Raw genomic sequence first — 24,178 nt, 5'->3', positions numbered from 1 at the left:
AAAGCCGTCATTTTCCAGACACAGTTGTGTTTATAGGGAAAAAGGGACAGGTATTTTACACAGCGAGGCCAGGAAGGACAAATTATAAGCGAACAGAGGAAAATTTTGTTAGCAAAAACAATACCGAAAAAAACTATTTTCTAGTCGATAAATCCGTTTGAATCCCCTGAATCGTCCTTGCCCAAGGCTTTAGTTTAGCCAAAGCAACGGGTAAAGATTTACTAGCAGCCTGCGCCATAGCACGATCCTTATACTGACCATAGACTACCACAAACCAGGGTTTATTTTTATAACGGGTCTGAAACAGGTAAAACTTCTGCGGCTCTGCCTGAGCACGAACAAACTTCTCCGCGCTACTTTTCACACCGGCGCCCAACATCTGCAGAGTATAACCGGTTGCAGGCCAACTCAATAACATCTCTTCTGAGTCAGTCAAAGAGACATCTGCTGTAACTACGACTTCTTTAACCTCTCTCTTCGGAGCAGGTTTTGGCAACTCGATAGGCTTAACAGCTATAACAGGTTTGCTAACAACCGGATCCTGAGCTAACTGGATAACTGTCTCGGGCAATTGCTTTGGCACTTGTTTAGGCAATACAGATGCCTGCGCTACCGGCTGAACAACAGCTACTTCCTGTCGCTCAACTTCAGGCTTAACCGTCTCTAGCACTGCTATTTCAGAACGAATCTGAGTTTCTTTAACAGGTTCAGGTTCGCTAACGACCGGTACAGAAGAGTTTTCTTTTTCAACGATTATAGTCGGAGTATAAGCGGCTGGCTGATTTAACTTAACGTCCTTAACTGGCTCAGATACTTCAGCAGCAACAGCTTCTTTTTCAACAGGTAACTCAATCGCTACCTGAGTTCGATTACTCTCGCTTTCATTTTCAGGCCAGTACTGCCATAGGGATCCAAATAGAACCAGCAGCAAAACCGCTGCAATACTTACAAAGTATGTTCTCGTCATCGCTGCAGGTTGACGAACCTTACTGACAGAGCCAGAGCGAAATAACAGCTCAGCCTGTTGATTCAAACCACCTGGATAGCCTTTCGATGCATCATATACTGCCTGTAACTGTTTATCGGACAGTGATGCCGAGGCGCTATAACGCTGTAATAAGTATTTTTTTGCTTCAGGTAACGTAAAAGCTTCTAATTCATGATTATGTACCTGAGCCTCAAGAACCGAGTACTCATCAAAGACTTGTAGCTTAGCCTCAAAACCCTCACCAGCAGCCATCAGTAAATGAGGTTTCAGCGGTAACCCCTGAGCATCGCTGAGCATCTGCAATAACAATTGGAGCGCTGGCTTTTCAAACTGATCAGCATTGTCGACGATAATTGACCACTGAATATGTTCAACCGCCATAACCTGAGAAAACTCATAGATCGCATTGAGCATCTGCTGATTATCAGCATCGGTATCGATCTCAGGGCTAAGCTGTTGACTTAATGAGACCAGCAAAGCATTTAAACCACTGTTCTCTGCAGCATCTATAGTACAAAGCCTTAAGGTACGATCAGACTCAACAGCTTTAAGCTGTTGTAACAAAACAGTTTTACCTGACCCAGAAGGACCGGAGACTAATAATAAAAAATCACTGAAACGACTCAGATGCTCGAGTTTTTCGAGTAATTGTAGACGTGATGCAGGCTCAAAAAAGAAGTTCTTACGCTGTTCTGCACTCGCAAACGCATCCGCTAGCGCATCTTTTCCTTTCATCTCAGCCATCTGATCACGCCCTTAAGATGTAAAATGGTTTAAGGTTTGCTGCAACGCCTTTGGATCAAACTGGTCAGTAACCACCGCATTTCCCAGAGAGCGCAATAAAATCAGACGAAGCTGCCCATCAATAACTTTTTTATCTACAGCCATTAGACCCATAAATTCGTCAGCAGTCATTCCCTCAGGCGCAGCAACCGGCAAGTTCGCCAATTTAAATATACGCACTACTCTCGCGTAGTCCTCACTGCTTATCCAACCAAGACGCTGAGAAAGGTCTGCAGCCATCACAGTGCCTACGGCTACCGCCTCGCCATGCAACCAATTTCCGTATCCCTGACAGGACTCTATGGCATGACCAAAAGTATGCCCTAAATTCAACAGCGCCCGAACACCTGATTCTTTCTCATCCTGCGCAACCACTTCAGCTTTAAGCTCACAGGAGCGATAGATAGCCCGACTAAGCAAAACTGAGTCACGCCCCACTAACCCTGACATGTTGTCTTCAAGCCAATCAAGGAAGACTGAATCATAGACCAAGCCATACTTAATCACTTCCGCTAAACCCGCCGAAAGCTCACGATCAGGGAGCGTACGCAATACATCAACACTGGCAAGTACAACCTGGGGCTGATGGAAAGCACCGATCATATTCTTTCCTAGCGGATGATTCACACCGGTCTTTCCTCCAACAGAAGAATCAACCTGTGAAAGCAATGTCGTGGGAATCTGAATAAAGTTAACACCACGCTGATAGCAAGCAGCAGCAAAACCCGTCATATCACCGACAACACCGCCACCCAATGCAATGAGCGTGGTTGTCCGGTTATGACGCTTTTTTAGCAGGTGATCATATACTGAATTAAGCTGCTCAAGGGTTTTGAACTGTTCACCGTCGGGAAGAATAACCTCATCGATCTGAACCGCTGGCAAGACCGCTTTCAACTGATCCAGATAAAGCGGAGCAACAGTTTCATTACTCACGACCAGAATCTGGTTACCTTTGATATAGGGCTTTAAGTGCTCAGTTCGGAACAGGTCTGCTCCGACAAAAATAGGGTATGAACGATCACCGAGTTCAACATTCAGTGTTTGCATGGTGGGGCTTATCTCTATTTAACAATCTGCTGCGCGCGAAGCTCGGCAATTATATCATTGACCACTGCTTTAGGGTTGCGACGCTCAGTATCTACAACAACATCAGCAACCTGAATATAAAGAGGGTGTCGCTGCTCCATAAGCGCATGTAAAACAACACTTGGATCAGGTGTTTGCAATAAAGGTCTATTCTTATCACGAGAGGTTCGTTCAAGCTGCTGGGCCACAGACGCTTGCAAATAAACAACCGTACCCCGTCCCTGAAGATTAGAGCGATTATCACTCCGAAGAACAGCGCCTCCGCCGGTGGCTAACACCTGATTATCCTCAGCACTGAGAATATCGATAATGTTAGCCTCTCTGTTACGAAAACCCTCTTCACCTTCAACATCAAAGATCCAGGGAATATCGGCCCCTGCCCGCTCTTCAATTACTTTATCTGAATCAACAAAATCGAGTTTCAGCTCTTGGGAAAGAAGACGCCCTATGGTGCTTTTGCCAGCTCCCATAGGGCCAATAAGAAATATATTCAATACAACAACCTTACTGAGATGACAGAGACTCTCTGATCAACTTAGGTGTAATAAAAATCAGTAGCTCAGACTTACTATTTTTTTCTGACGAATTGCGGAACAAATGACCCAATACCGGCAAATCGCCAAGCAATGGAGTTTTATTCACTACATTTCGGGTTTCATTCTCAAACACGCCACCCAGAACTATAGTTTGCCCATCAGCCACAACCACTGAAGTTTCCAGTTCGTTGTTGATGATACTGATTTCTCCATTGGGAAGTAGATCTCCCACTGAGTCCTTTTTAATAACCAGATCCATAGCGATTCGATCACCCGGGTTTATCCGTGGTGTAACTTCAAGAGAAAGCACAACATCTTTAAACTGTACACTAACTTCGCCATCCTCAACAGTTTGGTACGGTATCTCCTGTCCTGATTGAATCAGCGCAGATTTACCATTAGTTGTTACAATTTTAGGCTGCGATATTACTTCAACCCGACCATCTGTTTCCAGCGCTGACAGCTCAAGCTGCAATAAGGCGCTACTTGAAGCTAATCCTACAGCGATAGAAGCCGGTGAAGTAACAGCAGCACCCAAATCTATCATCAAACCACTAGGCACACTACCTGGTGACGAAACGCCCCCTATTGAACTCCCAATAGAAATAGCATTGCCAGCTGAGTCAGTATCTCCGTAACCCAACCCCCACTTAATACCTAAGTCTTTAGACACATCGGTATTGGCAGTAACCAGACGAGCTTCGATCAGAACCTGGGCTACTTCTGTATCAAAGCGACGTAATGTAGAGCGAATATCACCCATCCGCTTAGCAGTTTCACGCACCATCAACACATTGGTTTCATCATCTGCCAGTATAAAGCCACGCTCTGAGATCAACTTAGCCTCATTAAGGCGCGAGAGCATATCTGAGGCTTTTCTGAAATCGACCTGGATAAACTCAGTTCTCAATGGAGCTAGCTCTTCTACCTGCTTACTACTTTCCAGCTCCACACGCTCACGCTCAGCGATCTCTGCTGCCGTACCGATGAGAAGAACATTACCCATCTCGCGCTTATCCAGTTGATTGGTCGCCATAACCAGATCAAGTGCCTGATCCCAGGGAACATTCTTTAATCTAAGGGTTATATTCCCCCCTACAGCCTCACTTACTACCAGATTCATCTCAGCAACTTCAGCAAGGATTTGAAGTACTGCACGTACTTCAATATTCTGAAAATCAAGATCGATCCGCTCTCCCTGATAAGGAAAACGTTCTTCTTCGATACGATCCAGCTCGGCTTGAGTAGTTGGTTTCAGATCAACAACCAACTGATTATTGGTCTGATAGACCATATAGTCATAAGGTTCAGCAGAAGGCTTAATCAAGATTGATGCGTTCTCACCACTAGCCATGGAATCGATAAACATTACCGGTGTAGCAAAATCTTTCACATCAATACGATTCTGCATACTGGCTGACAGGTCCACACCCAGAAGATTGACAACAACGTTATTGCCTTCTTCTATCACATCTACACCAGCACGATCATCTGACAAGGAGATAACGACACGACCACCGCCTTCAGCAGTACGCTCAAAATCAACACCGCTCACCCGGGTTTTATCTGACATCACCGGCTTAGCTTTTGATTCAGCAGCAACAGGAGCTACAGCAGTACTATTCCGTTTTACTTCTCCACGATCACCGACGACCAGAAAAAGGCTATTGCCATCGGCTCTGATCTCATATGCAGAGGCCTCGAACAGATTAACAACGACGCGAAGACGGCCGGCCACCTGAGCAAAATTAACATTGTCAACATTACCACTACCAACATCCAGTAAGCGGTTATCCTGAGCATTCTCAACACCCCACATATCCAACACTAGTCGGGCAGGAGAGTTAGTCATATATGACTTTGGCACAGAAGGCGGAACATCAAAATCAAATCGCACTTCAAGTTTATTATCGGGAAGCGCAACGAAAGAAGATGACATTAGCTTCGCATCAGCAGCGAACGCACTGAAAGCTAACATCCAAAAGCCGATGACCATTCCCGCCATTTTAGCGAGTGCGGAGCATCCCAGCTTACCCGACTGAATATTTTTATTCACAGTAATCACCATCATCGTCATCAGTCCATCACCACACTACGAGGGCGTTTCATCCAACCACCCCGGCCGTTTGTAACAATTTCTAAAAGCTCAACATTATCACTGTTAACAGCAATTACTTTGCCATAATCCAGCCCCATATAATCACCGACAGAAACCCGATGGACCTCTCCCTTTTTATCTTTAATCAGAGCCCAGCGAGAGTCATCACCGTTCATATTAATGCTGCCAACCATCGCCAGATTGTCCAGTGAGAAAGTTTCCAAATATGCTTTTTCGCGATCGACATCAGGTGTTAATCCACTATTACCTGTAACACTGGCCTCTTCATCATTCTCAAAGTTTATTATAGAAACTAAGGGTTTAAAGGGGCTACGCATACTCGCCCCTTCATAGACGAAGCTATGATAGGACTCAAATTCCGGCAACGGTTCGACTCGAATCGTTTTCTTCTGTTTTTCCTGAGCAACAAAGCTGCGAAGGTCACTGACATCTTCGATCCAGACACAGCCACCCAGAAGAAAAGGAACAAGGATGAGAAAACGCAAGAGCTTACTTTGTATCATCATAGCGATAAGTCTTCGCACTAATTGTCATATCAAGCTGAGCCCCAACTGGGCTTATGCTGTAGTTATGTAGAGTCACTATACGAGGAATCGCAGCAACCCCACTTACAAACTGCCCCATCTGGTGATAAGTACCACTCACCTTGATGTTTATCGGCAGCTCAATAAATATTTCATTCTTTTTCTCACCACCTAATGATATTGACTGAATATTCAAGCCACTAGAACGACCTATCTCAGTAATATCTTCGAGCAAACCTGGAACTTCTTTTTCGGTCGGCAATTGCTTCAGCAGCTCTGCAAATCGTCCTTCAACATCTTTCATCTGCTTACGAAGCTGTTCAAGGCTGGCAACCTGAATGGTTTTGATACTAACTTGCTGCTTAAGCCCTGTTTCCTGACTGACTACCCGATTAAGAACTTTCTCTTTGTCGGTAATGTAGAAATAAACACCAGCGCCAACAACAAGAGAAAAAACTAGCAGATAGGTGATCACTTTAACACCCACCGGCCAATTGCCCGAAGTACTCAGATCCAGATTATCTGCATCAAAACCCTTAAAACTATTTTTTAACGCATCCATCGCCATATCAGTTCACCTCTTCCAGTGAGGGCTTCAGCACCGGCACAGACAGGTTGAATTTTTTCATACCAGCATCATTAGCAACAGTTGAGAGGTTTGGCTCACCAAACCAGATACTGGCATAAATTTGTCGCATCAGATTTGAAACATCATCACTCTTCTCGGCACGTCCTTGCAAAGTAATAGTACTGCCGTTTCTGGACAATGAGGAGTAATAAACGCCATCCGGCAGCACCCTAACCATCTCATCAAAACTTCTGACTATAAGAGGACGAGTTCCCTGCAGATCCTGAATTGCATTCAGACGATCCAGTAAGCGAGCACGCTGATTTTTTAATTCTTTAATCTCTTTAAGCTGAAAATCCAGCTGAGCTATTTCACTTTTCAGGAAATCATTACGATCTTTTTGTCTATCGGCTTGCATGTCAATATAGAAACCAATTAGAAAGACCACCGCTGCTGCCAGGAAAATCGCTGCGACTATATTTACAACAAACTGTTTCTGTCTTTCCGCAGCCAGCTCTTCGCGCCAGGCCCTTAAATTTATCTTTGCCATAGTCGCTACCCTTCAAAACTGCGTAGTGCAAGGCCACAGGCCTTAACCAGAGTAGGTGCATCCTGATCAAGCCGACTTGCATTTATTTTCGGATCCACCGCCATACCTGCAAATGGATTGGCTGTCTCAACCACGACCCCAACCTCTGCCTGCATCTGTTCGGCCAAACCTTCAATGGCTGCCGTCCCACCCAATATATATAACTTACTTAATTCGTTATGGGGGCCCGAAGAGTAGAAAAACTGTAATGCTCGGGACACCTGCTGAGAAACAGTACTACGAAACGGAAGAACGACCGACTGCTTCAGGTCCTCGGAAAGCTCGCCACTACGGAGCAGATGTTCAACTTCGCCAGCTTCTAATCCTGACTGCTGATGAATAACGTTACTAAGATCATTCCCCCCGAACGCCTGCTCGCGGTCATAGACAATCTTACCGTTCTTAAAGACATTTAAGGTTAAAGTCGAAGCCCCTATATCAACCAGGCCTATCAACTGGTCACCTACCTCATCTGCATTATCCAACAGCGACGCCACACGCTCAGTAGCAAAGCGATCAACGTCAACTACTTCACACTTCACGCCGCTACTGTTAATAGCATCTTCGCGCATCTCAACATCATCACGACGGCAGGCCACCAATAGAATCTCATTAAGCTCCGGGGATCCCTCTACGGGGCCCAATACTTCAAAATCCAATGCTATTTCATTAAGTGGATAGGGAATAAAACGATCAGCCTCAAGCTTGACCTGCTCTTCGAGTTCAAACTCAGAAAAAGCATTACTCAACTGAACATTCTTAGCAATAACCGCAGAGGAGGGAACAGCAGCAACGCAGGTAGTAAGACCACCACCGCAGAGCTTCACACCTTTATCGATAGCTTCTGATACCTGTCCAATATCCTGAATACTATTCTCTATCACAGCCGAAGCTGGCAAGGGTACGATAGCGTATGAGTCCAGACGAAGCGTTCCACCTCGCTTAGACAGCGCCACCATTTTGATTGAAGAAGAGCCGATATCTATGCCGACCCATCCTTTTTCCTGTTTGCTAAGAAAGCTGAGCACAATGATTTGTCCTTAAAATATTCCGCATATACCAAGCATTAATGACTCTAACCCGGTTTTATCAAAAATTAAACCACTGTTTCACTAGTGGCTAACACTTTCTTACAGATATAATATCTCGGCCATAAACAACTTAACTTTAAATAACTTAACATGAAAATACTGACATCGTTACTTAAGCTTTGCCTCAAACTCACCATACTGGGCTGTTTTATTGGTGGCGTGGCTCTTGCTTCTGCGTATTTTTATTACGCACCCAAGCTTCCCGATGTCGATACTCTGCGAGAAATTCAACTTCAGACACCACTTCGTATCTATTCAGAAGACAACAAACTGATCTCCGAATTTGGTGAAAAACGCCGTACCCCTATCAATTTTGACCAGATCCCTCAAAACTATATAAACGCGTTATTAGCTGCCGAAGACCGTAACTTTTTTGAACACATCGGCATAGACATCAAAGGCCTGTTTCGGGCGGTATATCAACTCGTCAGCTCCGGAAAAATCCAAAGCGGTGGCAGCACCATAACAATGCAGGTCGCTAAAAACTATTTCCTCACCAGAGAACGCTCTTTTGTCCGTAAATTCAATGAGATACTACTATCCCTTAGAATTGAACAAGAGCTTTCCAAAGAGGAAATTTTTGAGCTTTACATAAACAAGATTTACCTCGGACACCGCTCCTATGGAATTCAAGCTGCTGCCAACATCTATTACGGCAAAAACATAGATCAGCTAAGCCTGGCCCAGCAGGCCATGATAGCAGGATTGCCTAAAGCTCCATCTGCATACAACCCAATTACCAATCCAAGCCGAGCCCTCGAACGCCGAAACTGGATACTTAAACGGATGCACAGCCTCAGCTTCATTAACGATGAAGACTATACCGCTGCAAAAAGTGAATCCGTGACTGCAGAGTACCATGGTACCCAAATTGAGCTATATGCCCCCTATGTTGCTGAAATGATTCGCAATGAGCTATATCAACACTTTGGCGAGACATTATATTCTGACGGCCTTCGCGTATATACCACTCTAAATAGCAACATGCAGGCAGCTGCAAACAGAGCTGTAGAAAATGGACTTCTTGCATATACTGAAAGGCACGGATATTACGGCCCTGAAACACCCACAGCCACAACTTCATTTACCGAAGCAGACCTTACTGCCTTCCTGAATAAACAGCGTACATACGGCTCACTAATCCCTGCAATCGTCACTAAAACTGAAAAACAACAAGCCACCCTTTTTATTAAGGGCTATGGCACAGCGACGCTGACATGGGAAAACATGGCGTGGGCCCGGGAACACAAAGGCCCCAATAGACTAGGAAAGAAACCCAAACAAGCGAACGACATTCTTGCTCCAGGTGATCTAATAAGAGCTCGCCTTATCGGGGAAAACAACTGGCGCTTATCCCAAATCCCCCGGGCACAAGGCGCTTTCGCTGCTCTATCGCCAAAAGACGGCGCTTTAAAAGCACTCGTAGGCGGATTTAATTTCACCCATAACAAATTTAACCGAGCCACTCAGGCGAGACGCCAACCCGGCTCAAATCTCAAGCCTTTTATCTACGCATCAGCACTAGAGCAAGGATATACTCCCGCAACTATAATCAACGACGCACCGGTCGTTTTTCATGACAGCAACCTGGAATCCAACTGGAGGCCTGAAAACTACAGCAAGAAATTTTACGGCCCTACGCGACTCAGAGAAGCGCTTTATAAATCCAGAAACCTTGTTTCCATACGCATTCTCCGCTCTATCGGGATAGACACCGCGACTGAGTTCTTAACCCGGTTTGGCTTCGACAAAGACTACTTGCCAAACAATCTATCACTATCGCTTGGAACCGCCGACATAACACCACTGGAGCTGGTAACAGGATATGCCGGACTAGCAAATCAGGGATTTAAAGTCAGCCCGTATTTTATCAGCCATATCGAAGATTCCGATGGCAACCCTCTCTATCGGGCAAAGCCAACCACTGTCTGTCCCGAATGCACCTATGTTGTGGACATTACAGAACCAGCCAGTGAATTCGGTCTAATGCAAACTAAATCAATACCTGGCACTGAACCTGAGTCAGCTTCCACAATTGCCGATCAGGAGCCCGCGCCTAAACCAGCGTTACTTGAAGGGCAGCGGATCACAAATTTACCGATCGCCACACGCACGATGGAACCGCAAACAGCCTACATGATCTACAATATCATGCAGGACGTTATCACCCGCGGCACGGGGCGTAGAGCACTTGCTTTAAAACGGTCAGATCTCGCCGGCAAAACAGGCACGACCAACGATCAGAAAGACGCATGGTTCTCAGGCTTTAACAGTGACGTAGTCGCCACTGCCTGGGTTGGGTTTGATCAACCATCGACTCTGGGGCGCAGCGAATTTGGCGGAACGGCCGCACTGCCAATATGGATAGAATTTATGCAGACAGCCCTGAGCGAGAGCCCTGACCAATCTTATCCACAGCCCGACGGCATGGTCAGCATCAGAATTGACCCTAAAACAGGCCTACTCGCTTATCCCGGGCAGGAAGACGCATTGTTTGAGATATTCCCTGAGAACTCTGCGCCAAAAGAAATAGCGCACAACCCAAACCAGAAAAACACAACCGGTAGCGCTCAAGCTGAAGATATATTCTAAGTCGCTCTACAGACAGAAATATCAGACACAAAAAAACCCGGCCAAGGCCGGGTTTTTTTATGCAGAGAGCTTACTTATTCAGCAATGCATCTACAGTAGTCAGCGGGTAGTGATCCGGCAGTGGCAAACGTGCCACACCAGAATCGATAGCCGCCTGAGCAACAGCTCCAGAAACAGCACCCAGCAGACGAGAGTCAGTCGGCTTAGGAATAATGTACTGAGGACCGAACTCCAGAGAATCCAACTCATATGCATCCAGCACTTCCTGAGGAACAGGCTCTTTAGCCAACTCAGCCAACGCCAGAACGGCTGCAGCTTTCATCTCTTCGTTAATTGCGGAGGCACGAACATCCAGCGCTCCACGGAAGATGAACGGGAAGCCAAGCACGTTATTCACCTGGTTAGGATAGTCTGAACGTCCTGTCGCCATGATCACATCATCACGAACAGAGTGCGCCAGTTCTGGCTTAATTTCTGGATCAGGGTTAGCACAAGCAAACACTACTGGAGTAGAGGCCATCTTAGCCAGCTGCTCACCACTCAACAGATTAGGACCGGACAGACCAACAAACACATCAGCTCCGTCAATTGCATCATCCAGAGTCCGCTTATCCGTTTCAGAAGCAAATGCTGCTTTCTCAGGTGTCAGATTTTCACGTCCGGAATGGATAACACCGGTACGGTCAATCATGTAGATATTTTCGACTTTCGCGCCCATGTTGACCAGAAGCGTCATACACGCATTGGCTGCAGCACCGGCACCCAGACAAACAATCTTAGCTGCTTCAAGCTTCTTACCTGCAATTTCCAGCGCGTTGATCATACCCGCCGCCGTTACAATCGCAGTACCATGCTGATCGTCGTGGAAGACTGGAATCTTGCATCGCTCGATCAGTGCACGCTCTACTTCAAAGCACTCTGGCGCCTTGATATCTTCCAGATTGATTCCACCAAAAGTATCTGCAATACGCGCAATAGTATCGATCAGCGCTTGCGGGCTTTCAGAATCAACTTCAATATCTATAGAGTCTACACCGGCGAAACGCTTAAACAGCAGTGACTTACCTTCCATAACAGGCTTGGATGCCAAAGGCCCCAGATCACCAAGACCCAGAATCGCAGTACCGTTAGTAATAACAGCTACCAGATTACCTTTACCAGTATAGCGATATGCATCGTCAGGATTGGCTGCGATAGCACGTACAGGCTCAGCTACACCAGGACTATATGCCAGAGCCAGATCACGAGCAGACTCAGCAGGAGTGGTAAGTTCAACACTAATCTTACCTGGGCGAGGAAACTCGTGATAATCGAGTGCAGCTTGTTTCATATCTTCAGACATTGTCGCGGTTCCAATGTTGTTATAAAAATTCGGAGAAGGAATGATATAGAAAAGAACCCTGCCTCTCAACTGACAAAACAGCCTATATCTCTGAAATTTTCCCGATAATCAGTGTATTTTCTACTACTTTTGACGGAGTAAACAGAATTTACAGAACAACAACGCCCCATTTACAGAGAATTTAACCAGTTATGCCAAAGTTTAATGCAAATAGACCTGTATTCCCCCAAAAACAAAAAAGGCACCCCGAAGGGTGCCTTTTTCAAAGATACGGGTTCGTTTACTTAGCGAGACCACGACCACCGAAACGCTTGTTAAAGCGATCAACACGACCACCAGTAGTAGCATCTTTCTGCTTACCAGTGTAGAACGGGTGGCACTGACTACATACATCGATAAGAATATCTTTACCGATAGTAGATTGAGTTTGAACAACATTACCGCAAGAGCAGCTAGCCTTGATCGGTGTGTATTCTGGATGGATACCGTTTTTCATGTGAAACCTCAGTCGTTTTGTATGCCGCCACCCGATCTTTTGCCGGGCACCGCATGCAGGCAATAAAGCCTTATGGGAATAAGGCCGCGGATTATACGCATTGTTATAAACCCAGGCAAGCCCTTTAACTTTACATTATAGCACCCAGCTTAACAGCGAAAACAAAAAGACATACACTGTGCCCTCTGACCCTATGTGAGCCTCTTCTTCTATGCCTTACCTGCGACTAGCCATACCCTCACCACTTCGACGGCTATTCGATTACCTGCCACCAAAAGACTGCTGTATCGAAAGGTTACAACCAGGCGTACGAGTACGGGTACCCTTTGGCCGCAGAGAAGTGACCGGGGTTCTGATAGAGATTTCTGAGATTACAGAGGTTCCCGCAAACAAACTGAAAGCGGCCATTGCGGTACTTGATTCTACCCCTCCCTTACCCGAGTCACTATTTAAGCTTTCACGCTGGGCCGGAAATTACTACCAGCATCCATTAGGCGATGCGCTAAGCCAGGCCTTACCCGTTCTGTTGCGTAAAGGCGAAGCCTGTGAATACGCCCATCAACACCTGTGGCGAGCAGCGAAAGATGCCGATATTTCACAATTAGGGAAAACAGCCGCCAGACAACGAGAACTTTTATTACTTCTTTTAGACCATCCAAACGGAATCAGTGAAGACGCCATTAGAGCAGAAGGAGGGCAGACCAGCCTGCTTAAAAAGCTTGAAGAGAAGAACCTGGCTGAATCCTTCGTTCATAAAGCTGATCACCAATTGCAAAACAGAGAACCTCTCCACGAAGTCCCTTTAACCTTAAATGATGAACAACAGACAGCCGTCAGCGCCATTACCGCGGAAAAAGGCTTTACACCTTACCTACTGCAGGGCGTTACCGGCTCAGGTAAAACCGAAGTTTATCTACAAGCAATTGAACATTTCATTCGTGAAGGGAAACAGGCACTGATTCTGGTACCCGAGATAGGACTTACACCCCAAACAGTCGCGCGCTTCAAAGCTCGATTTAATTTACCGGTGGTGGTACTCCACTCTAACCTGACCGACCGACAAAGGCTGGATGCCTGGTTGCAGGCTAAGGAAGGGGTAGCCCGGATTATCATCGGCACCCGCTCCGCCATCTTTACCCCATTAAAGAATCCCGGCGTTATCTTTATTGATGAAGAACATGACACCTCATTCAAACAGCAGGAAGGGTTTCGTTATAATGCCCGGGACCTGGCAGTAATGCGGGGGAATTATGAGCAAATTCCTGTCGTACTAGGCACGGCCACCCCTGCGATAGAGACTCTTTATAACGCCCGACAGGGGCGCTATCAGTATTTAAAGCTCACTCAGAGAGCCGGTAATGCCCAACAACCTAAATTCGAACTACTGGATATTCGTCAGCTCCCCTTGCAAGACGGACTGTCTGAACCACTAATCCAACAGATCCGTGGCCACTTGCAACAGGGCACACAGGTCTTAATATTTCTCAATCGACGGGGCTTTGCACCCACGCTTATGTGTCACGACTGCGGCTGGTTGGCAGACTGCAAGCGCTGCGATGCCCACATGACACTTCACCGCAAACCCTTCCATCTACACTGCCATCATTGCGATAGCCAGCGACCGGTGCCCAATATCTGTGACAGCTGCAGCAGCTCAGAATTAAAACCGATCGGCGCAGGTACCGAGCGTACTGAAGAAGCTCTGCTCAAACTCTTCCCTGAATTCCCGGTTATCAGGGTCGATCGCGACACAACACAACGCAAAAATTCGATGCAGAAAATTATGGATCGGGTTAATGAAGGCAAACCCTGCATTCTTGTGGGCACGCAAATGCTGGCCAAAGGACACCATTTCCCTAAAGTCACTCTGGTCGCCATTCTGAATGCTGACAGCGGACTGTTCAGTGCCGATTTCAGAGGAATGGAGCGAACTGCTCAGCTGATTCTACAAGTATCCGGCCGGGCCGGACGAGCTGAGCATCCGGGAAAAGTAGTGATGCAAACTTATCATGCTGATCACCCCACCATTACCAGTCTGGTCACCGAAGGCTACCAGGCCTTTGCCGAGCAGGAACTTAGCCAGCGAATATCGGCTCAACTCCCTCCCTCTCTGTATTGCGCAATGTTCAGAGCCGAAGCAAACCATCAGGGTTTAGCCGAGCGCTTCCTGAGCAAGCTGCGAAATATGTTAGAAGAAGACATTCTTCAACCTAATGGAATCCAGTGGCTGGGCCCCCTGCCTTCACCAATGGAGAAAAGAGCAGGTCTTTACAGGGCACAACTGGTACTCCAAAGCCGAGACCGAAAAGCCTTGCATCAACAGCTACAAAGCATAATTTACCAGGCCGAAATTGATCCGGACGCAAGGAAAGTTCGCTGGTCAGTAGATGTAGACCCTGTAGATATGTTCTAGCCTAAAAATAACCTCTCTATAGGGGTTAACAAAGCACAGGCGAAAAGGGATAATACGCGGTCTTTTCTACAGACATACACGCAGCATTTTTTCAAACTGCGTATCAAAGTCTGGCCCCTGAATTTAACCCGGTATCTTTTGAGCATGAAACAACATATTGCGGACCTGATTAGTACTGCCCTGACCTCGCTGATTGAAGATGGCACACTGCCTGCTGATACCCAGCCAAACATCATGATAGAGAACACCCGCGACAAGTCTCACGGCGACTTTGCATCCAACATTGCCCTGACACTGGCCAAAGCAGCAAAAACTAATCCCCGCGCCCTGTCACAAAAAATCTGTGAAGCACTACCCGCATCAGAAAATGTAGATAAAACCGAGATTGCCGGACCAGGTTTTATCAACTTTTTTGTCAGCGACGCATCCACCGGGAACCTGATCAAAACTATCCTTCAGGCGAAAGAAACCTACGGCCGAAACAATGACGGCGCTGGAAAGAAGGTTCAGGTTGAGTTCGTTTCCGCAAATCCGACCGGCCCTCTGCACATCGGCCACGGACGTGGTGCCGCTGTTGGTGACTGCCTTTGTCGCCTGATGGATGCCACTGGCTGGGATGTAACCCGCGAATTTTATTACAATGATGCCGGGCAGCAGATCAACAATTTGGCCCTGTCAGTTCAGTCTCGCTGTAAAGGCCTGACACCTAAAGATCCCAGCTGGCCGGAAAATGGCTACCGTGGCGGTTATATTGTCGATCTGGCCGAAAGCTTCATGCGCGGCGACACCGTTAAGTCAGAAGATCAAAGCTATACCGGTACTAAAGATGCTGATGATCTGGACGGCATTCGTCACTTCGCCGTGGCCTATCTTCGCCATGAGCAAGATCTGGACCTGAAAGCTTTCGGTGTAGATTTCGATGTCTACTTCCTCGAGTCTTCACTTTATACCGAAGGTAAAGTAGAAGAGGCCGTACAGACGCTGATAAAGAGCGGCTATACCTACGAAGAGGGCGGCGCTTTGTGGCTACGCACCACCGATTTCGGCGATGACAAAGATCGGGTAATGCGTAAGACCGATGGCGGCTACACCTACTTTGTACCTGACGTTGCTTACCACATGAACAAATGGCAGCGGGGTTTCAACACCGTTATCAATGAACAGGGCGCCGATCACCACAGCACTATCACCCGGGTGCGCGCCGGTTTGCAGGCACTGAATGCAGGCATCCCTAAGGGCTGGCCAGATTACGTGCTGCATCAGATGGCGACGGTTATGCGCGGCGGCGAAGAGGTCAAAATATCCAAACGTGCCGGTAGTTACCTGACCCTGCGTGACCTGATCGATGAAGTCGGCAAAGATGCAACCCGCTACTTCCTGGCTGCCCGAAAGTCTGACAGCCACCTGAACTTTGATATCGATCTGGCTCGCTCTGAGTCTGCCGACAACCCGGTCTACTATATCCAGTATGCCCATGCACGGGTTTGCTCAATTTTCCGCAAGCTGGCCGAGAACTCGTTGCAGTGGGATGAAGAAACCGGCCTTAGCGCTCTAAGCCGGCTGGAACTGGAATCGGAAAAACGCCTGACCATCAAACTGGGACGTTACCCAGAGGTCGTTAAGCGCGCTGCCGATATTCGCGAACCACACCTGGTCGCTACTTACCTGTACGAACTAGCCAGTGATTTCCACACCTACTACAACTCAGAAAAGACGCTGGTTGATGATACTGAGCTACGAAATGCCCGCCTAACCCTGACAGTCGCGGTACGGCATGTACTAGCGAACGGTCTCGACCTGATGGGTGTCAGCGCACCAGATCTAATGTAATAAGGATTTCCCATGGCGCGCAAAGACTACGCAAAAAAACGCAACAGCGGATCGGCAGCTAGCCGAGCTCCGCGGCGTAAGAGCGCGCCGGTTAAAAAACCGTTTCCGCTGGTCCGGGTGATTATTAGCCTGGTCTTTTTGGTCGGCTTTGGCTACGCATTGTGGCAATTAACCAGCGTAAAACCCGACAGTAAAGCCACTCAAACGCCTACCCCAGCTCAAACTAGCACTGCAAAAAAATCGGCAGCTAAACCAGCGGTTAAACCGGCAACAAAACCCGCCGCCAAACCAGCAGCAAAGACATCAAACAAAACCGCCAGCAAAACTACGCAGAAATCAGGCCCTCCGGTAGAAGAGCAATCCGAACGCTTCGACTTTTATCAGATTTTGCCTGAAAGCGAAGTCGACACTGCTAATGTTGAGCCCTACAAATCAACGCCGAAGGATGCCAAGTCTGAACACACCTATGTATTACAGGTAGGTTCCTTTCAGAACAGTAAAGATGCAGAACAACTGAGGGCGAAGCTGATCCTTGAAGGCTTACCCAACGTTCATTCCCGCAGAGTAACCAACAGCAACGGAAGTATCTGGTATCAGGTGCGCACCGGACCATTCGATAACCGTTCACAGCTTAACAAAGCACAAGATCGTCTGGTACGACTAAATATCCAGCCACTCCTCAGACAGATAGACTGAATTTAGTTTTCAGATTCCTGCTGTCACTGACGCGTCATAGCCTTGAAATAACGTCCAATGCTCCCATATCTATACTCATTGCAAATAGAGTATAGATATTCGGGAAAACAGACCCATGACCACAATTGTTTCAGTACGACGCGACGACCAGGTCGTTGTTGGTGGTGACGGCCAGGTTTCACTTGGCAACACCGTAATGAAAGGCACCGCCCGCAAAGTCCGCCGCCTGGCAAAGCACGACGTTATTACCGGTTTTGCCGGTAGTACTGCCGACGCTATCACTCTGCTGGATCTGTTTGAGCAACAACTAGAAAAGCATCAGGGTAATATTTTTAATGCTGTCGTCAGCCTGGCCCGTGAATGGCGGGGCGACCGGGTATTACGCAAACTGGAAGCGCTAATGCTGGTCGCTAACAAAGACAAGACCTATTTAATTTCAGGCAGCGGCGACATTATCGAACCTGAAGATGGGGTTATCGCCATCGGTTCCGGCGGCAACTATGCCCTGGCAGCCGCTCGCGCCCTGGTTGCCAACAGCGACCTTTGTGCCCGTGATGTAGTGGAGAAAAGTCTGCAGATCGCCGCAGGCATCTGCGTATTCACTAACGCCAACCTGACTATAGAACAGCTGCAGTCCACCGCAGCCGAAGTCTGAAAGAATAAGCTAGAGAGAATCGCACATGTCCAATATGACACCCCGTGAAATCGTTTCCGAACTGGACCGCCATATCATCGGTCAGGCAGATGCCAAACGCTCAGTGGCTATCGCGCTGCGTAACCGCTGGCGGCGGATGCAGCTTGATGCTGAGCTGCGCGTTGAGGTATCACCCAAAAACATTCTGATGATCGGGCCTACCGGTGTCGGTAAAACTGAGATAGCACGACGTTTAGCAAAGCTGGCTAACGCGCCCTTTATTAAAATTGAAGCGACTAAGTTTACTGAAGTCGGCTACGTTGGCCGCGATGTCGAAACCATCATCCGTGATCTGATGGATATGGCGATCAAAATGTTGCGCGAGCAAGAGATGGAAAAGGTTAAATTTCGTGCTGAAGATTCAGCCGAAGAACGTATCCTCGATGCCTTACTGCCCCCAGCCCGCCCTGTAGGCGTAGACGATCAGCCAGAAAAGAAGGCTGACAGCGCTACCCGTCAACTGCTGAGAAAACAGCTTCGTGAAGGTAAGCTAGACGACAAAGAGGTCGATATTGATCTCAGCCAGACACCGGCTGGGGTTGAGATTATGGCGCCTCCAGGCATGGAAGAAATGACCAGTCAGTTGCAGAGTATGTTTTCCAATATGGGAAATAATCAAACCAAATCTCGCCGCATTAAAGTCAAAGACGCCCTGAAGCAGGTGATCGATGAAGAAGCGGCCAAGATGGTCAATGACGACGAACTGAAACAGATGGCGATCGACGCGGTCGAACAAAACGGTATCGTTTTTCTCGACGAGATCGACAAAGTCTGTAAGCGTGAAGGTACCGGCGGTGAAGTTTCCCGGGAAGGCGTTCAGCGTGACCTTCTGCCATTGATCGAAGGCAGCACCGTAACGACTAAATATGGCATGATCAAAACGGATCACATCCTCTTTATCGCCTCGGGCGCATTCCACCTGTCCAAACCTTCTGATCTCATTCCAGAACTCCAGGGACGTCTACCCATCAGAGTTGAGCTAAACGCACTGACACCAGATGATTTCCGCCGCATTCTGACCGAGCCTAACGCATCTCTGACAGAACAATACTGCGCCCTGCTCGCAACCGAGAATGTCACTGTCGAATTCGCCGCAGACGGCATAGAACGAATCGCAGAGTTGGCCTTTCAGGTCAATGAGAGAACTGAAAACATCGGTGCCCGCCGTCTACATACAATGATGGAGCGCCTGCTGGAAGAGATCTCATTTACGGCGTCGGATAACTCCGGCTTGGCAATTAACGTTGATCGTGCCTATGTTGATCAGTATCTGGCTGAACTGAGCCAGGATGAAGATCTGAGCCACTATATTCTTTAAGCTCACCTTAAACGAAAGCGTGACGGAGCCACCGTGCTCCGTCACCGGAGTCTGTTATGGCTGCAACACTGCCGCAAGATATCAAACTGCATACGAAATCCAGAACACTGGAACTAATATACAGTGATCAGGAAAGCTTCGAACTCAGTGCTGAATACCTTCGGGTACATTCACCCTCAGCAGAGGTTCGCGGCCACGGTATTGGCCAGGGCGTACTGCAAACCGGTAAGCAACTGGTCGGTATCAAGGGCCTGGAGCCAGCCGGTAACTATGCTCTGAAGATCATCTTTGATGATGGCCATGATAGCGGGCTGTATACCTGGGACTACCTTTATGATCTCTGCCATAAACAGGCGACATACTGGAACAAGTACCTTGAAGCGCTAGCCGCTGCAGGTGAAACACGGCACGGCAATATGATCGCCAAAGGCTAGGGTAGTCGTTACTTATAGATAACTCGACAGCTTACTGTCAAAACCCATTTATATAGCCAGATCAGTGTATCTTGGAAGAATAAAGACAATTGCCTGCCGCAAAGGTAGAATGCGGCATCGCGAATTATGCAGATTACAGGTTTCCCATGACTGACCAGAAAGAATCTCAGGACCAGACCCACTTCGGCTTTGAACAGGTTAAAGTCGATGAAAAGCAGGACAAAGTGGCCGATGTTTTCCACTCTGTCGCCAGTAAGTACGATGTAATGAACGACCTGATGTCGGGGGGAGTCCACCGGATCTGGAAGCGCATAACCATTGAACAGAGCGGTGTCCGCCGGGGTCATAAAGTGTTGGATATTGCTGGCGGTACCGGCGATCTGACGATGCGGTTCTCGCGTCTGGTTGGCCCTGAAGGCAAAGTAGTACTGGCGGATATCAACGATTCCATGCTCAATGTGGGTCGGGATAAACTGATGGATAAAGGGATTACCGGTAACGTCGAGTTCGTTCAGGCTAATGCCGAAGCTCTACCTTTCCCCGATAACACCTTCGATTGCATCACTATCGCCTTCGGCCTGCGTAATGTTACCCATAAAGACAAAGCGCTGGCCTCGATGGCCCGGGTACTTAAACCCGGCGGGAAAGTGATGGTGCTGGAGTTTTCCAAAACAAAAAATCCGCTACTCACCAAAGCCTACGATATCTACTCGTTCAACCTGCTGCCCAAAATCGGCAAGCTGATCGCCGGTGATGAAGAAAGCTATCGCTATCTGGCTGAATCGATCCGTATGCATCCAGATCAGGAAACCCTTAAAGGGATGATGGAAGAAGCTGGCCTGGTTCAGTGTAAATACCAGAATATGACTGGCGGCGTCGTCGCTCTGCATACGGGTATCAAACCCTGAATACCTAATCCTTAAATCCTATTTTTGAACACTTAGGGCACTAGAATGATCAACGCAACACTGCTGACACTGGCTGAAACCAGCCTCAATAAGTTACTCCTGCTCAGCCCTGAAACCGTTGATCAACTGGGCCAGCTAAGCAACAAAGTCATCGCTATCCAGCTAACCTCGCCCGCAGCCTCACTGTCGCTACAACCCAGCGAAAGAGGCTTGCAGATCGATATGCTTGAGCGTGATGACGCAGATGTCACGCTGGCAGGCAGCGCCTCAGACTTTTTCCGCTTACTTACTGCTGCAGATAACAGTGATGCTATGTTTGGCAAAAGCATTAACGTCAGTGGTGACAGTGCGTTAGCCACCCGCTTTAGTAAGGTATTAATTGATGCGGCACTGGACTGGGAAGCGATTCTCGCCCAGCTGCTGGGAGATCTACCCGCCCATGAGATAGCCCGCTACTTGCGCTGGAAAGCCAATCTATACCTTAATACCGGCAATAGTCTGATGCTGAATCTTGAGGAATATCTTAAGGAAGAGTTACGGGTACTGCCCAGCGCACCCGAGATCAGTCAATTTTCATCGGAGGTCGACCGTATACGCCAGGAAACGGAACGTTTAACCGCCCGCATTGAACGACTAGAACAACAGGACTAAAACAGCACGGCTAAAACTGCAGGCCTAAAAAATAACGTCTGAAATAGACCTCATAATAAGAGCCGCGACAGCTGTAGCCCCTTTCTCATTTCTTAGCTCAAAAAGGTTTAACCACTACAAATACCAGAATCGGTATAAAGATCATCAGTGGCAACTCATTGAAATATCGGAAGTAACGTCCAGTATTATCCAGCGTGCCGGCACGCAGCTTCTTAAGATAGGCGAAACACCAGAAATGGTAGCCGATCAGCAGCCCGACAAACAGCAGCTTGGCATGCAACCAGGCCCCTGAAATGCCATAACCAAACCAGAGCCATAACCCCAGTCCCAGGGTAAAAAGTGCCATAATCGACATAAAACCGTAAAGCTTACCGGCCATAATCGCCAACCGGTCAACATCCTGGCCTGCGTCAAGCCCCTCAACATAGTGCACAAAGATACGCGGGAGATAGAAAATACCCGCCATCCAACTGGTCATCGCCAGAATATGAAACACCTTAACCCACAACATAATTGCTTATCCTTATCCCTGTTCAGATCGCCTGAGTTTCTACTCGCAATCCGCTACCCAACTCAACCAACAGTTTATCACCCGGATTCACTTCTCCCACACCTGCAGGCGTTCCGGTAATCACCACATCTCCTGGCAGAAGAGTAAAATAATGGCTCATATAAGCGATCAACGGAAACACTTTATTCAACATAAAGCTGCTATTACCATTCTGGCGCAATTCACCATTCACCGTTAATCGAATCGCCTGATCCTGCAGATCACCCACTGCTATGGGCTCTAGAAAAGCGGACAGGGGACATGAACCATCAAAGGCCTTAGATTTTTCCCAGGGATGCCCCCGATCTTTCAACTTGCTTTGCAGATCACGCAAGGTCAGGTCCAGCGCCAAGCCTACACCGACAATGGCATCTTCGATCTCAAATTTATTAGCATTCTTCAGCGGCTGACCGATCAGAATCGCCATCTCCGTTTCAAAATGCACGCTACCGTAATCCAGCGGTACCTCAAAATGCTCCTCCATGGGGACTATCGCAGTTGAAGGCTTCATAAACAGCAGAGGAGTCGTAGGGACCGGATTATTTAGCTCTGCCGCATGATCAGCATAATTACGCCCGACACACACAACTTTCCCAACAGGAAGTTCCGCTTCCGTTCCATCTACATACCGATGTTTGTACTGCATGATCGAAGCCCCTCAGTGATTAAGAAGAGTGTTAAAAAGAGTGGGTTCTGATCATACCCCTGGCGCTCAGCGAGCTCAATGCCAGCGTCAGACTCAGGGTGATCAGCAACACAATCACTGAACCCAAGACAATCCCCGACCATCCCATCCACTGCCAGAATGGATCGAGATAGAAACCGCCACTACTGGCTCCCAAATAATAGAACACCAGATAAAGTGACGAAGCGCTGGCACGGGCATGGGTCGCCTGATGGCTGACCCAGCTGCTGGCACTGGAGTGGGCAAAAAAGAAACCAAAGCTGTTGATGAAGAAACCCACTACTATCACTGACAGAGAGCTATTTAAGGTGAGCAAACTACCACCTATCAGGATCAATATGCCTGCGATAATACAACGTAGCTGACCATGCCGCTGCGCCACCTTACCAGACAAGGTTGAGCCGACTGTACCGGTAAGATAGGTCAGAAACAGCAAGCCTAGCCAGACCGAGCTCAGATGATAAGGCGCATCAGCCAGGACAAAAATGATATAGCTGTATTGATTAATAAAAATAAAGAAATTCAGACCACCTATTAAATAAACCAATAAAAGCAGAGGGTTAGAAAGATGGCTATATAACTGTGACAACATGGTTTTCGGATGCAGCGCTTGGGGGCTGAAGTGCTGCGATGGTGGCAATAGCCACCAGAATAGAGAAAGGCAGATACCACTGATAACACCCATCACCAGAAACAGATCGGCCCAGCCCAGCCAGTCACCCACAAAACCACCGATCAGGCGTCCAGAAATGCCTCCCAATGTATTACCGCTGATATACAGCCCCACTGCCACCAGCAACGCTTTACGGGAGAACTCGTCGCCCATATAAGCGATGGCGATCGCGGGCAATCCGCCAAGACAAATACCCTGCAAGCCTCGAAGCAGCACCAGCGTTGAAAAACTTTCCACCTGCGACAGCAACAAAGTACAGAGGCACACACCGCTCATGCTCAGCAACATCAAGCGACGTCGCCCAAGCGCATCCGACAGCGGTCCATAAAGCAGCAGAGAGAGCCCCAACATTAAAGTAGTCACCGTAAAAGACCAACTCACTTCAAGTGTAGTGAGTGCAAACTCCCGCTGCAGCTCAGGCAAAATAGGCTGAGTGACATAAACATTTGCAAAGATCATAAAAGATCCGATACAGAGCGCTATCGTTGCCCGCCAGAACTGCCTGCTACCCGATTCAATCATGACCGCTATCTCCGTTTGGGAACGCTAAGAAGCATAGCAACGGACCAAGCATCACAGAAATATATAATAGTGATACTATCTATAAAT

22 protein-coding genes are annotated in these 24,178 nt (G+C 47.8%); 9 read left to right on the top strand and 13 right to left on the bottom strand.

The features are described 5' to 3' along the window. Positions 1 to 133 precede the first annotated feature (133 nt). Genes QZZ54_RS01935 through pilM form a run of 8 tightly spaced genes read right to left on the bottom strand, consistent with a single transcriptional unit; the run spans position 134 to position 8,224 of the window. A complete protein-coding gene (locus tag QZZ54_RS01935; RefSeq protein WP_290697790.1) occupies positions 134 to 1,732 on the bottom strand; it encodes an AAA family ATPase in 1,599 nt (532 codons plus the stop codon). A 12-nt stretch (positions 1,733 to 1,744) separates the two neighbouring features. After that, complete coding sequence (gene aroB / locus QZZ54_RS01930) at positions 1,745 to 2,821, bottom strand: 3-dehydroquinate synthase (RefSeq protein WP_290697788.1); 1,077 nt, start codon at positions 2,819 to 2,821, stop codon at positions 1,745 to 1,747. A gap of 14 nt (positions 2,822 to 2,835) precedes the next feature. Further along, positions 2,836 to 3,354: a shikimate kinase AroK gene (aroK, locus tag QZZ54_RS01925; protein WP_290697786.1), complete on the bottom strand. Its 519-nt coding sequence runs from the start codon at positions 3,352 to 3,354 to the stop codon at positions 2,836 to 2,838. 10 nt (positions 3,355 to 3,364) lie between these two features. Next, on the bottom strand, positions 3,365 to 5,452 hold the full coding sequence (gene pilQ / locus QZZ54_RS01920) for a type IV pilus secretin PilQ (RefSeq protein ID WP_290697783.1): 2,088 nt from the start codon (positions 5,450 to 5,452) through the stop codon (positions 3,365 to 3,367). A gap of 20 nt (positions 5,453 to 5,472) precedes the next feature. Next, entirely contained in the window at positions 5,473 to 6,021 is a 549-nt protein-coding gene (locus tag QZZ54_RS01915) for a pilus assembly protein PilP (RefSeq protein ID WP_290697780.1), read from the bottom strand. Further along, the gene (gene pilO / locus QZZ54_RS01910) at positions 6,005 to 6,607 is read right to left on the bottom strand and encodes a type 4a pilus biogenesis protein PilO (protein WP_290697778.1); all 603 of its coding nucleotides are present in this window, start codon (positions 6,605 to 6,607) and stop codon (positions 6,005 to 6,007) included. Before pilO ends, QZZ54_RS01915 begins: the two co-directional genes overlap by 17 nt. A 1-nt stretch (position 6,608) precedes the next feature. Further along, positions 6,609 to 7,157 carry a PilN domain-containing protein gene (locus QZZ54_RS01905; RefSeq protein ID WP_290697775.1) on the bottom strand — a complete coding sequence of 183 codons (549 nt, stop codon included), beginning with the start codon at positions 7,155 to 7,157 and terminating at the stop codon, positions 6,609 to 6,611. Between the two features lie 5 nt (positions 7,158 to 7,162). After that, positions 7,163 to 8,224 carry a type IV pilus assembly protein PilM gene (pilM, locus tag QZZ54_RS01900; protein WP_290697772.1) on the bottom strand — a complete coding sequence of 354 codons (1,062 nt, stop codon included), beginning with the start codon at positions 8,222 to 8,224 and terminating at the stop codon, positions 7,163 to 7,165. A 153-nt stretch (positions 8,225 to 8,377) separates the two neighbouring features. On the opposite strand from pilM, the gene QZZ54_RS01895 reads away from it, so the two are divergent. Further along, complete coding sequence (locus tag QZZ54_RS01895; protein ID WP_290697769.1) at positions 8,378 to 10,879, top strand: penicillin-binding protein 1A; 2,502 nt, start codon at positions 8,378 to 8,380, stop codon at positions 10,877 to 10,879. A gap of 70 nt (positions 10,880 to 10,949) precedes the next feature. Here QZZ54_RS01895 and QZZ54_RS01890 read toward each other — a convergent pair whose 3' ends face one another. Beyond that, positions 10,950 to 12,221 (bottom strand): malic enzyme-like NAD(P)-binding protein, encoded by a 1,272-nt coding sequence (locus tag QZZ54_RS01890; RefSeq protein ID WP_290697767.1) that lies wholly within the window; start codon positions 12,219 to 12,221, stop codon positions 10,950 to 10,952. A gap of 280 nt (positions 12,222 to 12,501) precedes the next feature. Next, the gene (gene rpmE, locus QZZ54_RS01885) at positions 12,502 to 12,717 is read right to left on the bottom strand and encodes a 50S ribosomal protein L31 (protein WP_290697764.1); all 216 of its coding nucleotides are present in this window, start codon (positions 12,715 to 12,717) and stop codon (positions 12,502 to 12,504) included. Positions 12,718 to 12,928: 211 nt separating this feature from the next. On the opposite strand from rpmE, the gene QZZ54_RS01880 reads away from it, so the two are divergent. The 8 genes from QZZ54_RS01880 to QZZ54_RS01845 all read left to right on the top strand — a co-directional run bounded on the left by QZZ54_RS01880 (position 12,929) and on the right by QZZ54_RS01845 (position 21,661). Continuing rightward, on the top strand, positions 12,929 to 15,130 hold the full coding sequence (locus QZZ54_RS01880) for a primosomal protein N' (protein WP_290697761.1): 2,202 nt from the start codon (positions 12,929 to 12,931) through the stop codon (positions 15,128 to 15,130). A 144-nt stretch (positions 15,131 to 15,274) separates the two neighbouring features. Then, entirely contained in the window at positions 15,275 to 16,960 is a 1,686-nt protein-coding gene (gene argS / locus QZZ54_RS01875; RefSeq protein WP_290697758.1) for an arginine--tRNA ligase, read from the top strand. Positions 16,961 to 16,972: 12 nt separating this feature from the next. Next, a complete protein-coding gene (locus QZZ54_RS01870; RefSeq protein ID WP_290697755.1) occupies positions 16,973 to 17,656 on the top strand; it encodes an SPOR domain-containing protein in 684 nt (227 codons plus the stop codon). Between the two features lie 115 nt (positions 17,657 to 17,771). Continuing rightward, positions 17,772 to 18,311: an ATP-dependent protease subunit HslV gene (gene hslV / locus QZZ54_RS01865; protein ID WP_290697752.1), complete on the top strand. Its 540-nt coding sequence runs from the start codon at positions 17,772 to 17,774 to the stop codon at positions 18,309 to 18,311. Between the two features lie 25 nt (positions 18,312 to 18,336). Further along, on the top strand, positions 18,337 to 19,668 hold the full coding sequence (gene hslU, locus QZZ54_RS01860) for an ATP-dependent protease ATPase subunit HslU (RefSeq protein ID WP_290697749.1): 1,332 nt from the start codon (positions 18,337 to 18,339) through the stop codon (positions 19,666 to 19,668). Positions 19,669 to 19,724: 56 nt separating this feature from the next. Beyond that, positions 19,725 to 20,102 carry a DUF971 domain-containing protein gene (locus tag QZZ54_RS01855; protein WP_290697746.1) on the top strand — a complete coding sequence of 126 codons (378 nt, stop codon included), beginning with the start codon at positions 19,725 to 19,727 and terminating at the stop codon, positions 20,100 to 20,102. A 146-nt stretch (positions 20,103 to 20,248) separates the two neighbouring features. Next, positions 20,249 to 21,010 (top strand): bifunctional demethylmenaquinone methyltransferase/2-methoxy-6-polyprenyl-1,4-benzoquinol methylase UbiE, encoded by a 762-nt coding sequence (ubiE, locus tag QZZ54_RS01850; protein ID WP_290697743.1) that lies wholly within the window; start codon positions 20,249 to 20,251, stop codon positions 21,008 to 21,010. Between the two features lie 45 nt (positions 21,011 to 21,055). Next, positions 21,056 to 21,661, top strand: a complete 606-nt coding sequence (locus QZZ54_RS01845) for an SCP2 sterol-binding domain-containing protein (protein ID WP_290697740.1) — start codon at positions 21,056 to 21,058, stop codon at positions 21,659 to 21,661. Between the two features lie 97 nt (positions 21,662 to 21,758). On the opposite strand, the gene QZZ54_RS01840 is transcribed toward QZZ54_RS01845, so the two are convergent. From QZZ54_RS01840 to QZZ54_RS01830, 3 genes are read right to left on the bottom strand one after another with little or no spacing between them, the layout of a single operon-like run. Further along, the gene (locus QZZ54_RS01840; protein ID WP_290697737.1) at positions 21,759 to 22,172 is read right to left on the bottom strand and encodes a CopD family protein; all 414 of its coding nucleotides are present in this window, start codon (positions 22,170 to 22,172) and stop codon (positions 21,759 to 21,761) included. 22 nt (positions 22,173 to 22,194) lie between these two features. Continuing rightward, a complete protein-coding gene (locus QZZ54_RS01835; protein WP_290697734.1) occupies positions 22,195 to 22,857 on the bottom strand; it encodes a fumarylacetoacetate hydrolase family protein in 663 nt (220 codons plus the stop codon). A 31-nt stretch (positions 22,858 to 22,888) separates the two neighbouring features. Beyond that, positions 22,889 to 24,091 (bottom strand): MFS transporter, encoded by a 1,203-nt coding sequence (locus tag QZZ54_RS01830; RefSeq protein WP_290697731.1) that lies wholly within the window; start codon positions 24,089 to 24,091, stop codon positions 22,889 to 22,891. Positions 24,092 to 24,178 lie beyond the last annotated feature (87 nt).

This window comes from Amphritea sp., from assembly GCF_016744155.1.
In the GTDB taxonomy this organism is placed as follows: Bacteria; Pseudomonadota; Gammaproteobacteria; order Pseudomonadales; family Balneatricaceae; genus Amphritea.
Note: the sequence above shows the minus strand (reverse complement) of the source record. Positions and strands in the feature narration are given on the sequence as shown.